The sequence below is a fragment of the Salinilacustrithrix flava genome (genome assembly GCF_041228405.1).
Classification (GTDB): domain Bacteria; phylum Actinomycetota; class Acidimicrobiia; order Acidimicrobiales; family Salinilacustritrichaceae; genus Salinilacustrithrix; species Salinilacustrithrix flava.
The window spans coordinates 3,662,176-3,674,760 of the sequence record NZ_CP133888.1 but is presented as its reverse complement, the minus strand read 5'-3'; the positions used below and the strand labels follow the sequence as shown (position 1 = coordinate 3,674,760).

The 12,585-nt window shown below is 70.3% G+C and carries 11 protein-coding genes and 1 tRNA gene; 11 read left to right on the top strand and 1 reads right to left on the bottom strand.

The window, feature by feature from the left end; genetic code table 11:
* The first annotated feature begins 26 nt into the window (after positions 1-26).
* From RGQ06_RS18020 to RGQ06_RS17970, 11 genes are all read left to right on the top strand, one after another.
* Complete coding sequence (locus RGQ06_RS18020) at positions 27-1,754, top strand: ABC transporter family substrate-binding protein (protein WP_432428233.1); 1,728 nt, start codon at positions 27-29, stop codon at positions 1,752-1,754.
* Positions 1,755-1,846: 92 nt separating this feature from the next.
* On the top strand, positions 1,847-2,824 hold the full coding sequence (locus RGQ06_RS18015; RefSeq protein ID WP_432427763.1) for an ABC transporter permease: 978 nt from the start codon (positions 1,847-1,849) through the stop codon (positions 2,822-2,824).
* Positions 2,821-3,813, top strand: a complete 993-nt coding sequence (locus RGQ06_RS18010) for an ABC transporter permease (protein WP_432427762.1) — start codon at positions 2,821-2,823, stop codon at positions 3,811-3,813. The genes RGQ06_RS18015 and RGQ06_RS18010 overlap by 4 nt, the downstream gene beginning before the upstream one ends.
* Positions 3,810-4,940: an ABC transporter ATP-binding protein gene (locus RGQ06_RS18005; protein ID WP_432427761.1), complete on the top strand. Its 1,131-nt coding sequence runs from the start codon at positions 3,810-3,812 to the stop codon at positions 4,938-4,940. The genes RGQ06_RS18010 and RGQ06_RS18005 overlap by 4 nt, the downstream gene beginning before the upstream one ends.
* Entirely contained in the window at positions 4,937-5,926 is a 990-nt protein-coding gene (locus RGQ06_RS18000; RefSeq protein WP_432427760.1) for an ABC transporter ATP-binding protein, read from the top strand. Before RGQ06_RS18005 ends, RGQ06_RS18000 begins: the two co-directional genes overlap by 4 nt.
* A 4-nt stretch (positions 5,927-5,930) precedes the next feature.
* Positions 5,931-7,583: an ABC transporter substrate-binding protein gene (locus RGQ06_RS17995; RefSeq protein ID WP_432427759.1), complete on the top strand. Its 1,653-nt coding sequence runs from the start codon at positions 5,931-5,933 to the stop codon at positions 7,581-7,583.
* Between the two features lie 43 nt (positions 7,584-7,626).
* Positions 7,627-7,857, top strand: coding sequence for a preprotein translocase subunit SecG (gene secG, locus RGQ06_RS17990; RefSeq protein WP_432427758.1), 231 nt, complete (start codon positions 7,627-7,629; stop codon positions 7,855-7,857).
* Positions 7,858-7,873: 16 nt separating this feature from the next.
* A complete protein-coding gene (locus tag RGQ06_RS17985; protein WP_432427757.1) occupies positions 7,874-9,454 on the top strand; it encodes an ABC transporter substrate-binding protein in 1,581 nt (526 codons plus the stop codon).
* Between the two features lie 76 nt (positions 9,455-9,530).
* A tRNA-Leu gene (locus RGQ06_RS17980) sits at positions 9,531-9,617 on the top strand.
* Between the two features lie 192 nt (positions 9,618-9,809).
* Positions 9,810-10,109, top strand: coding sequence for a helix-turn-helix domain-containing protein (locus tag RGQ06_RS17975; RefSeq protein ID WP_432427756.1), 300 nt, complete (start codon positions 9,810-9,812; stop codon positions 10,107-10,109).
* The gene (locus RGQ06_RS17970; protein WP_432427755.1) at positions 10,106-11,326 is read left to right on the top strand and encodes a type II toxin-antitoxin system HipA family toxin; all 1,221 of its coding nucleotides are present in this window, start codon (positions 10,106-10,108) and stop codon (positions 11,324-11,326) included. The genes RGQ06_RS17975 and RGQ06_RS17970 overlap by 4 nt, the downstream gene beginning before the upstream one ends.
* Before the next feature lie 98 nt (positions 11,327-11,424).
* Here the strand turns inward: RGQ06_RS17970 and RGQ06_RS17965 are convergent, their stop codons facing one another.
* Positions 11,425-12,570, bottom strand: coding sequence for a multicopper oxidase domain-containing protein (locus RGQ06_RS17965; protein WP_432427754.1), 1,146 nt, complete (start codon positions 12,568-12,570; stop codon positions 11,425-11,427).
* Positions 12,571-12,585: the final 15 nt, after the last annotated feature.

Genomic DNA, 12,585 nt, shown 5'->3' with positions numbered 1-12,585 from the left:
AAACCAACCAGGAGGAACCCCCTGTGATGAAGTCCCGATGGCTGCGCGTGCTCGCGCTGCTCCTCGGCCTGTCGATGATCGCCGCCGCGTGCGGCGATGACGACGACACGGCCAGCGAAGGTGAAGACACCGAAGAGACGACCGAGGGCACCGAGGGTGAGGGCGAGGGTGAAGCCGCTGCCGGCGGCACCGTCGTGTTCGCGAACGAGCAGGAGCCGGACGGCTGGAACATCAACACCGCCTCCTCGAACCTCCTGGCCCTGGGCCAGCTGACCGAGATCGTGTTCCCGGCTGCGTTCCGCACCACCCCGGACTTCGAGGTGGTCATGGACGAGAACCTGCTGGTCTCGGCCGAGCTGACCTCCGAGGATCCCCAGACCATCGAGTACGTCATCCAGGAAGATGCCGTCTGGTCCGACGGCACGCCCATCACCGCTGACGACTTCGAGCTGCAGTGGATGATGATGAACGGCTCCAACGCCGACGTCGACACTGCCACCACCGCCGGCTACGACCGCGTCGAGTCGGTCGAGGGCTCCGAGGACGGCAAGACCGTCACGGTGACCTTCTCCGAGCCGTACTCCGAGTGGCAGTCGATGTTCACGAACATCCTCCCCGCCCACGTCATCACCGAGCTCGGTGACGGCGACCCGGTCGTCGGCTGGAACGACGGCCTCGACGGCGAGAACGCCCCGGAGTTCTCCGGTGGCCCGTTCATGTTCGAGGACTACCGCCCCGAGCAGTCCGTGACCCTCGTGGCCAACCCCGAGTGGTGGGGCCCGGCTCCGAACCTCGACGAGATCGTCATCCGCTTCGACGTGGACAACGCCGGCATCCCGGCTGCCCTCGAGAACGGCGAGATCGACATGGCCTACCCGCAGCCCCAGCTCGACCTCGTCGACCAGATCGACGGCATCTCCGACGTCGACAGCCAGGTCAGCTTCGGCCTGTCCTTCGAGCACATCGACTTCAACCTGCAGAACAGCCACCTCGCCAAGCCCGAGGTCCGCATGGCCATCGCCCATGCCCTCGACGAGGAAGACGTCGTGGCCCGCACCGTCGGTCAGTTCTCCGACGAGGCCTCCGTCCTGCAGAACCGCATCTGGCTGAGCAACCAGCCCCAGTACGAGGCCCACGGCGACGAGTACCTCGGCGCCAACGTCGAGGAGGCCCAGAGCCTGCTCGAGGAGGCCGGCTACGACTGCTCCTCCAGCCCGTGCACGCACCCCGAGGACGGCGAGCTCACGCTGCGCATCTCCACCACCGGTGGCAACCAGCTCCGTGAGAACACCCAGCTCGTGCTGCAGAACCAGCTGTCCGCAGCCGGCATCAACCTCACCATCGACAACGTCGAGGGTGGCGCGGTGTTCGAGCGCTTCTTCCCGGAGAGCAACCTGATCGCCGATCAGGACTACGACATCGCACTGTTCGCCTGGGTCGGCACGCCCTTCCCGTCGTCGAACAAGGCGCTGTACACCAACGACGATCCGACGCTCGTCGGTTCGAACAACACCGGCTACCAGAACGCCGAGATCGTCGACGTGTTCGACCAGGCCCTGGTCGAGACCGACCAGGACGCGGCCGCCGACCTGTACAACCAGGCCGACGAGATCCTCTGGCAGGACATGCCGACGGTGCCGCTGTACCAGAAGCCGACCTTCCTGGCGTACCGCACCACGATCCAGAACGTGGAGGACAACGCCTCCACCGCTGGTCCGCTGTGGAACGCTACCGAGTGGTCTGTCGAAGGCTGATCGCCCGCGACATCTGAAGTGACATGACAGGGTGGGGTCCGAGCTGCGGGCCCCACCCTGTCGCTTCCTGCCACCGCTGAGAGGATCAGGTCGTGCTCGGATTCGTCATCCGACGGTTCATCGTGTCGATCATCGTGCTGTTCGTGGCATCGGTGCTCATCTACTTCACGGTCACCAGCTTCGGTGATCCCCTGGCGGAGCTGCGCTCGCGCAACCCGCCGGTGCCCGAAGCCGTGATCGAGCAGCGCCGCCAGGAGATCGGCCTCGACAAGCCGCCGGTCGAGCGGTACCTGGCCTGGGCCGGCGACGTCGTCACCCTCGACTTCGGCGACGACCTGCAGGGCAACCCGGTGAACGAGGTGCTGTGGCGTCGGCTCGGGCGCACGCTGCGCATGGTCGTGGCCTCGGTGGTGCTCTCCCTCGTGCTCGCCGTCGGGGTCGGCGTGCTCTCCGCGACCCGCCAGTACTCCAAGACCGACTACTTCTTCACCTTCTCCGGCTTCCTGTTCCTGTCGATGCCGGTGTTCTGGCTCGCGGCGCTCCTCAAGGAGTTCGCCGCCATCCGGTTCAACGAGCTGGTGGGCAGGACCGTCATCTACACGACCGGTTCGGAATCGCCGCGCCTCGATGCGGACTTCTGGGGGCGCATGGCCAACTACGCCGGCCACCTGATCCTGCCCACCATCGCCCTCGCGCTGATCTCCTACGCGGCGTGGAGCCGGTACCAACGCAACTCGATGCTCGACGTGATGGAGTCCGACTACGTCAAGCTCGCCCGGGCCAAGGGCGCGGGAAGACCGCGGGTCGTGTTCCGACACGGCCTGCGCAACGCCCTCATCCCGCTGACCACGATCGTGGCCATCGACTTCGGCGCCGTGTTCGGCGGCGCGATCATCACCGAGCAGGTCTTCGGCTGGTCGGCCATGGGCAACCTGCTGATCGAGGGCCTGCGCGACTACGACGTGAACGTCGTGCTCGCCTGGATGATGGTCACCGGCGTGATCGTCATCATCTTCAACCTCATCGCCGACCTGCTCTACGGCGTGCTCGACCCGAGGATCCGACAGTGACCGACACCGATCGCCCGGACACGCCCGAGACCGAGGACGAGACCCTCGAGGACCGCCGCCCCGTCGACACCGGCGTGCAGCCGAGCGGCCAGCCCGCCGCGCTCACGGCCGACCACGCCGACCACGAGCTGTCGGTGCAGACCCGCTCGCAGCGCCAGCTCATCGTGCGACGCTTCCTGCAGCACCGCCTGGCCATGGTCAGCCTGTTCGTGCTCGTCCTGCTCATCGTCGGCTCCCTCGTGGGGGGCAGCCTGTGGACCTACGACTACGCCGAGCAGCTCCCGACCTTCAACGAGCCGCCCACGTGGCAGCACCCCATGGGCATCGACGACATCGGCCGCGACCTCATGGCCAAGGTCCTCCGCGGCGCCCAGCGCTCCGTGCAGGTCGCGCTCCTCGTCGCGTTCCTGTCCACCACGGTCGGCACCATCATCGGCGCCATCGCCGGCTTCTACCGCGGCATCGTGGACTCGATCCTCATGCGGATCACCGACCTGTTCCTCGTCATCCCGAGCCTGGCCGTGTTCCTGCTGCTCGCCCGCATCGTCGGCGGCGGCTGGTTCCAGCTCGCCCTGATCATCGCCGCCTTCTTCTGGATGCCGCTGGCCCGCATCGTGCGGGCCGAGGTGCTCTCCCTGCGGGAGAAGGAGTACGTCGAGGCGGCCCGGGCCCTCGGGGCCAGCGACGCCCGCATCATCGTGCGCCACCTGCTGCCCAACGCGATCGGCTCGATCATCGTGAACGCCACCATCGTCGTGGCCGTGGCGATCCTGGCCGAGACCAGCCTCAGCTACCTCGGCCTCGGCATCGCCGCCCCGGACACGTCCCTCGGCCTGCTCGTCTCCGAGGGCCAGGCCGCGTTCAAGACCCGTCCGCACCTCTTCTACTGGCCCGGCTTCTTGATCATCATCATCGCCCTCAGCGTGAACTTCGTCGGTGACGGATTGCGCGACGCCTTCGATCCCCGTCAGAAGCGGGTGCGCCAGTGAGCCGCCGCATCCGCACCGGGAACCACGAGCACACCGGCCCCGTCCTCGAGGTCGAGGACCTCACCGTCTCGTTCCCCACCGACGACGGCCTCGTCGAAGCCGTCCGCGGCGTCACCTGGTCCCTGCAGCCCGGCCGCGTGCTCGGCATCGTGGGCGAGTCCGGCTCCGGCAAGTCGGTGTCGGCCAACGCCCTCATGGGCCTGCTCCCCAAGAACGCCCGCATCTCGGGCCAGGCCCGCTTCCAGGGCGACGAGCTGCTCGAGATGAGCGACAAGGAGCTCTCCACGCTGCGCGGCTCGCGCCTGGCGATGATCTTCCAGGACCCGATGACGTCGCTGAACCCGGTGTACCGGATCGGCTGGCAGATCGTCGAGGCCATCCGGCTGCACAACGACGTCACCAAGGACGAGGCGCGCAACCAGGCCATCGAGCTGCTGCGCACGGTCGGCATCCCCAACGCGGAGGAGCGGGTCGACAACTACCCGCACGAGTTCTCCGGCGGCATGCGCCAGCGGGTCGTCATCGCCATCGGCATGGCGAACAACCCCGACGTGATCATCGCGGACGAGCCCACCACCGCCCTCGACGTCACCGTCCAGGCCCAGGTGCTCGACGCCCTGAAGGCAGCCCGCGAGTCCACCGGCGCGGCCATGATCCTCATCACCCACGACCTCGGCGTCGTGGCCGGCTCCGCCGACGACGTGGTCGTGATGTACGCCGGCACCGGCGTGGAGATCGGCACCGTCGACGACATCTACTACGAGCCCCGCCACCCCTACACCCTCGGCCTGCTCGGCTCGCTGCCCCGCATGGACCAGCAGTCGCGGCGGCTGACCCCGATCAAGGGCTCGCCCCCGTCGATGATCGGCATCGGGGACCGGTGCCAGTTCGCGCCCCGCTGCCCGCTGGCCACGGAGATCTGCTGGCAGCAGGAGCCGCCGCTGTTCCCCACCGACACCGAGGGCCACGTCAGCGCCTGCCACCACTGGGAGAAGCTGCGCGACGTCACCGACCCGTCCCAGGTGTTCACCCCGGTGGAGATCGACGGCGGTGGCGAGGACGAGGTCGTGTCCGCACCCGACCCGAAGCTGCGCTCCGACGCCGACGACGAGGGGGTCTCGGCATGACCGAGCCGATCCTGCAGGTCGAGGACCTGCACAAGAACTTCGTCGTCAAGGGCAAGGGCCTGCTCCGCCGCACCGTCGGCGAGGTCAAGGCCGTGTCCGGCGTCAGCTTCGACCTGCACCCGGGGGAGACCCTGGGCGTGGTGGGCGAGTCCGGCTGCGGCAAGTCCACCCTCGGGCGCACGATCCTGCAGCTGCTGCCGGCCACCGACGGCCGGGTGCTGTTCCAGGGCAAGGCGCTCACCGAGATGGGCCGCCGGGAGCTGCGCGACGCCCGCCGCGACCTGCAGATCGTGTTCCAGGACCCCTACGCCTCGCTCGACCCCCGCATGCCGGTCAGCGAGATCATCGGGGAGCCGCTGCGCATCCACGGGCTCTGGAAGGACGGCGGCAAGCAGAAGGTCGCCGACCTGCTCACCCTCGTCGGCCTCAAGCCCGAGCACGCCAACCGGTTCCCACACGAGTTCTCCGGCGGGCAGCGCCAGCGCATCGGCATCGCCCGGGCCCTGGCCCTCGAGCCCAAGGTGCTCGTGCTCGACGAACCGGTCTCGGCCCTCGACGTGTCGGTCCAGGCCGGCGTCATCAACCTGCTCGAGGACCTCCAGAACCGCCTCGGCCTCGCCTACATCTTCATCGCCCACGACCTGTCCGTCGTGCGCCACATCTCCGACCGGGTCGCGGTCATGTACCTCGGCCAGGTGATGGAGATCGCCGATGCCGCCGACCTCTACGGGTCGCCGGCGCACCCCTACACCCAGGCGCTGCTGTCGGCCGTGCCGGTGCCCGACCCCCGCCGCGAGCGGGCCCGCACCCGCATCGTGCTCGAGGGCGACGTGCCCAGCCCGGTGAACCCGCCCTCAGGCTGCCGGTTCCGCACCCGCTGCTGGAAGGCCACGGACAAGTGCGCCGAGGAGGTGCCGGCGCTGATCGACCGGGGCCAGGGCCATCCCGTGGCGTGCCACTACGCCGAGGTCCAGGTCGTCATCTAGCCCGATGGCTCGCTCCACCCGCCCCGCCCCGTGGTGGGTCGCCCTGCTCGCCGTCCTCGCCGTGGTCGCGTCCGGCTGCTCGGTGTTCACCGACGACGGAGACGATGAATCCGTCGTCGGCTCGCCGGAGACCACGCTGCCTCGGGCCGCGACGCTGCTTCGGGTGGCCTCCGGTGACTGGCCCACCTGCCTGAACCCGATCACCTGCACCGACCCCACCGCCCGGACGCTGGTGCTGCAGCACGTGCTGCCCAAGCTCATGGAGGTCGACGCCGACGGCCGCTACGTGCCGTCGCCGGTGCTGGCCGGCGGGCCCGAGGTCCGCGTGGACGACGAGACGGGGGAGCAGACGATCACGTTCGTGCTCGCCGAGGAGGCCCGCTGGCACGACGGGCGGCCGATCACGAGCAGCGACGTCCTCGGGACCTGGCTGGCGCACCTGGAGACGCCCGGCGCGGTGGCGTCGGGCTACGAGCGGATCACCGCGGTGGACGACACCGACCCGCTGGTCGCCCGGGTCACGCTGGCCCAGCCGTGGCCGGACTGGCCCGAGCTGTTCGGCGGCTACACCGGCTGGCTGCTCCAGGCCGACGCCTTCGGCGCCGGCACCGACCTGAGCGGTCAGTTCAGCGACTTCGTGCCCTTCGGCGCCGGTCCCTACGAGCTGGCGTCCTTCGACGAGCAGTCCCTCGTGCTCGTCGCCCGCGAGGAGCACTGGGACCCCGACCGGCAGGCGGACATCGACCAGGTGCGCATCGACCGCTTCGCCGACCTCGGCGATGGCGAGGCGACGGGCCGGGTGAGCGTCCCCGGCAGCATCGACCTGCTCATCCCGACCGGCGCCGTCCCCGAGGTCGCCGCCCGCTTCGACCTGCGCCGCACGCCAGTGCCGTCGGTGGTGGGCCTGTTCTTCGACCGCCGCACCGCACCGCTGGGGTCGGCCGGCGTGCGAGCCGCCGTCGACGCCGCCCTGGACCGCCGCGACCTGGTCGAGCTCGCCGGCGTCGACCCCGACGAGCTGGTCACCTGCCTGGGGTGGCTGCCCGGCGAGGAGGCCTGCGGGGAGGACCTGGAGGAGGAGGGTGCCTCGGCGGAGGAGACCGATGCCCTGCTGGAGGGCGACGGCTGGCCGGTGCTGCTCGACGGCACCCGGGGGCGTCCCGACCTGCCGCTCGCCACCCCGGTGTCCTACGACCCCCGCCTGGAGGGCGCCGAGGCCATCGCCGAGGCTGTCGTCGAAGCCCTGGTCGTGCGGGGCTTCACGGCGAGCGCCGAGCCGCTGACGGCCGAGACCTGGATGCGGCGGGACCGGGAGAGCGGCACCGGCATCGGCGTGTTCGCCGTGCGGCTCGGCACCGCCCAGCGGGCCTCGGCGCTCTACCGCTGCGACGAGGGCTCGCTGAACCCGATGGCCTGGTGCGAGCAGGACTCCCAGGTGCTCTCCCGGGAGCTGGTCGATGCCGCCAGCGAGGACGAGCGGCTGGAGATCGCCGAGGAGCTGGGGGAGCTGGCGGCCACGTCGCTGTCCTGGCTGCCCCTGCACCAGCGCACGGTCCGCTGGCTGGTCGACCCCGACCGGATCATCACCCCGGACCAGGCCCCCCTCGGCGCCGGTCCGCTCGGCGCCCTCCACGACTTCGACCGGGCCGACCGCTGAGCGGTACGCTCGTCCGTTCCTGTCCCCGACACTCCTCGGACCGATGCTGAAGATCATCGTCACCACCATCCACGTGAGCCAGGCGCTGGCCCTCATCGGGCTCGTCCTGTTGCACTCCGGCAAGGGCGGTGGCCTCTCGGACATGTTCGGTGGCGGCGTCGGTGCCGCAGCCGGCGGTTCGACGGTGATGGAGAAGAACCTCGACCGCATCACGATCGTGGTCGCCGTCGGGTTCGTGTTCACCACCATCGGGCTGGCCCTGATCCTCGACTGAGGCTCGGGTCGCGCCGGTGCGTTCGCTGCCGCGCCCCCTCCAGATCCTGACAGCGCTGCTGTTGCTCGCCGGCGCGTGCTCGTCCGACGGCGGCGATCTCGAGCGGGCGGAAGCGCCGAGCTCGACAGCTCCGCCGTCCACCACCGAAGGCGATGACCCTCCGGCCGATGGCGAGGAGCCCACCGAGGGCAGCGACGTGCTGCGGCTCGGCCTGGCCGGGCCCATGTCGCTCGACCCCGCCGCCATCTCGCCGGCCAGCGTCTCGTCGATGATCCTGGTCGACCTGGTCCACGACACCCTGACCGAGGTCGACGGCGAGGGCCGTCCCCAGCCCGGCCTAGCCACCTTCGACGCCAACGAGGACCGCACCCTGTGGCGGTTCACCCTCGGCGAGGAGGCCACCTTCGGCGACGGCGCACCCGTCACGGCCGACGACGTGGTCGCATCGCTCGACCGGGTCCGGTCCCAGGGCGGCGCCTCCCTCGCCGCCATCGCGCTCGAGGACGTCGCCGCCATCACCGCCGTCGATCCCCGCACGATCGACATCGGCCTGGTCGCCCCCTCTGCCGTGCTCCCCGAGGTGCTGGCCTCGCCCCTGTACGGGATCGTGGACCGGGACCTGTTGCCGACCGCTGTCGGTTCGCCGCTCAACCCGTCGGGTGCCCACGACGTCGAGGCCGCCGCGCCCGATCGGCTCGTGCTGGAGCGCCGGCGGGGCGAGGGCCCGGCCACGATCGAGCTGCGGCTCTTCCCCGACGACGCCGCCGCCTACGACGCCATGTCGGCCGGCGAGCTCGACTGGTCGCCCGTGCCCGTCGACCGGCTCGGCGATGCCGGCACCGCGTTCGGCCTCGGCGGGCTGGTCCCGTTCCACGCGACCCTGCTGCTCGGCGTCAACCCCAACGTCGAACCGCTGGCCCGAGCGCCGCTGCGCCAGGCCATCTCGCTGGCGATCGATCGGACCACCCTCACCGAGGCGGTCTTCGGCCCCACCGCGCAGCCGCTGCGAGGGCTGCTGCCCGCCGGGGTCGCCGGCGCGGCGGGGGAGTGCGTCGGCTTCTGCGGCCCGGACGTGGAGCGTGCCCGCCAGATCGTCGCCCAGGCCTTCCCGGAGGGCGCACCTCCGCCGGTGCGGCTGCTGACCGACGACTCGGCCACCCACCAAGCCGTGGCCGGCGTTCTGAGCGAGCAGCTCGGCGCCGTCGGCGTGGAGCTGGCGCCGTCGTCGCTGGATCCGACCACCTACGAGGCCACCCTGGCGACCCGCCAGCACCAGCTGTTCCTGTACAGCACCCTCGGCGTCGGCCTGACCCCGGCGTCGCACCTGCTGGCCTGGCAGTCCTCGTCGCCCGACAACCTGGCCGCCTACGGCCAGGGCCTGGTCGACGTCGCCCTCGCCACCGCCCGGGCCGAGCCCGACCCGGCCGTCCGGGTGGCCCGCTGGCGGGAGATCGAGGGGGCCGTGCTCGCCGACGTGCCGGTCGTGCCCCTGGCCCAGCTGCGCACGGTCGCGGTCGTGCGCGAACGGGTCCGAGGGCTGCAGGTGCGGGCCGACGGGAGCATCGACGTCGCCGGCGTGACCTTCTCGGGCTCCTGAGCCGGCGGCGGATGTGGTCCCGGGAGCAGCCGTTGGTATTGTGTCGCCTCCGCCCGGGTGCTTCCCGGGCGGACACGTCGGAGTGGCGGAATTGGCAGACGCGCTAGCTTGAGGGGCTAGTGCCCGCAAGGGCGTGGGGGTTCAAGTCCCCCCTCCGACACCAGCCCTGAACAGGGCAAACACGCCGAGCGGCCGCCTCCGGGGGGCCGCTCGTTTCGCGTTCGCCAACCGTTGACACCAGTCCTGGCCCTCACCGGCAGCGTAGTCACCGTCAATGGTGCGTGTGGCGAACATAAACGGTGATAACGGTATGTGTGGATGACATGTGAGGTATGGTGAGGGGAGGAGGCCCTTCATGTCCAGACCCGTGCCCTTCCAGGTGCAGCAAGCCGGCGTCGACATCGGTGAGAACCTCGCTGCGTGGCGCAAGCTGCGCAACCTCACCGCCCAGCAGGTCGCGGAACGCGCCGGAACGACGCGCCAGACCGTCGGTCGACTCGAACGCGGCGACCTGTCGGTGGGCCTCGACATCGTCCTGAGCGTCGCCCGGGCCGTGGGCGTCCTCGCGGAGCTCGTCAAGGCAACAGACCCGTACGAAACGTCGTTCGGACGCGCTCGTGCAGATCAGGCTCTGCCGAAGCGGGTGCGCCAGTGACGACGGTCCAGGTCCACGTCGAGGCTCGCGACGGCACCGTCCGTGTCGGCACGGCACGCATCACCCGTTCCCGCGGGATCGACACGACCGAGTTCGTCTACGACTCCGCGTTCCTTGCCGGACCGGGCTGGGAGGTGAGTCCTGACCTCCCGGTTCGCGCCGGATCATCCGTGATCGAGGGCCTGCCGGGTGCCCTCGACGACAGCGCGCCCGACACCTGGGGGCGGAACCTGATCGCCCGTCGCCTCGCCGCCCAGGCACGCGACGCCGGCCACGTCGCCCCGACACCCACCGAGGTGGACCACCTCCTCGGCGTCAACGACCTGACCCGCCAAGGGGCGCTTCGCTACCGCCGTGACGACGACGGACCGTTCCTCGCTGCCTCCAACGCGGTCCCGCGCCTGGTGCAGCTCAGCGAGCTCTACGAGGCGACCCGAGCCGTCGACGTCGCGGACGGTGCCGACGCCGACGCCGCCGTCTCCGCACTCCTCGATGCCGGGTCGGGGTCGCTCGGTGGCGCGCGCCCGAAGGCCTCGGTGACCGACGGGGGAAGCCTCTACGTCGCCAAGTTCCCGAGAGGTGACGACCGGTGGGACGTGATGCGCTGGGAGGCGGTCGCCCTCGACCTCGCCGACCGCTGCGGTCTGCGCACTCCGCCGCACGACCTCCTCGACGTCGGCGGCGTTCCCGTGCTCCTCGTCGAGCGCTTCGACCGAGAGGGCGATCACCGGATCCCGTTCCTGAGTGCCAGATCCCTCATCGGTGCGCACGACGAAGCAGCTCGCGACTACCTGGAGCTGGTCGATGCACTCACCGAGCACGGCAGCAACGTCCGAGCGGACCTGGACGAGCTGTGGCGACGGATCGCGTTCTCCATCGTGTTGAACAACGTCGACGACCACATGCGCAACCACGCCACGCTCCGAGGCCCCGGCGGTTGGACGCTGTCTCCTGTGTTCGACGTGAACCCCGACCCGACGACCGCCCCGAGCGCCTCGAGCATCGCGGGAGAGACCTCCCCCGCAGCCAGGCGCAGGGCGCTGCTCGCCACTGCTGACCGGTTCGGCTTGAGCGAGGCCGAAGCGAAGGATCGCTGGCACCAGATCGTGGGGGTCGTGGCGAACTGGCGAGCGGTGGCATCCACGCGCGAGATCCCGACGAAAGAGCAGGACAGGTTCGCGGCCGTACTCGACCGGTGGACCGGCAGAGGCCCCTGACTCGGGCAGGTGCGCCAGCTCGGTCCAACCAACCGGGTGGCTGTGCACGCCCGTGAAGCGTGCTCCGCGGCCCAGAACCGTTCGGTTGCGGTCCGGGTTCAGGATACGGTGATCGTGGTCTCGACGTGGCCGTGGGTGTCGCCCCGGACCCAGTGCCGGATGTCCATCGGGACGGAGAACGTGCCCGTGCGGTCCGGCGCGATCAGCACGTCACGACGCTGGGCGTTGGAGAGCCAGAACGGTTCGCCCGCCGGGATGGTGAACGGGCGTGAGTAGCGGCCGGTCTTGGGGCCCCCGAGCACCTGGCCGTCCAGGCTGATCACGTCCGCGTCGAAGGGCAGTCGCACCTCGACGGTCCCGTACGCGCCGTTGAGGATCCGGAGCAGGACCCGCTCCCCGAGCTGGCACTGCAGCGCGACCCGGGGGTCGGTGCGGGTCCACGGGTGGGGGACGCCGGAGATGAGGAAGTAGGTGGGCCGGAAGTGGAGGAGGTGCTGGCCCTGGTCGAAGGGGCACGCGTTCATGCCCAAGGAGTGGTCGATCTCGGGGTCGTGCCAGAGGGGGTCCACGTCGTCGGGGATCCAGATCGCCTCCCGGTCGTAGGGGACGATGTCGTTGCCGCGCCGCACGAAGCCCTCACCCTCCGGCGGGTCGACGATGAGGGACCCGTACATGCCGAGCTCGAAGTGCAGGACCGTGTTCTTGTGGCAGTGGTAGAAGTAGCTGCCGGCGGAGGTGGGCCGCCACTGGTAGGTGTACACGTCGTCCACCTCGAACGACGTGTGGCCGACGCCGTCGTTGTGGGGCGTCGGCTCGATCCCGTGGTGGTGGATCGTGTGGGTGTTCTTCGAGGCGTTGAGGGTGGTGTGCACGACCTGTCCCTCGCGCACCCGCATCATCGGTGAGGGGAATGGTCGCCGAACCCGGCTCCTCGGGTCCTCGAACCCCCAGAACCTGATGCTGCGTCCGTCTGGCATGGTGACGTCGGCCCCGGTGTGCACATCGCGGACGAAGGTGATGTCGGGCACCACCCGGTCGGGCGTCTCGGGGTTGGCGTCGCGCACCTTGCAGCCGAAGGCCTCGAAGTGGCGCTCATCGGCGATGTCGTCGCGCAGGACGACGGGGAGCCCGGCCTCGTCCGAGAGCGTCCGGAGCTGGTTGGCGCCGTCGGTCGGGATGGTGCAGATGAACGGCTCGGTGGTGACCGGATCTGCGGACACCTCGGTGGTGGCGGTGTCGGTCATCGTCGCTTCCTTCAG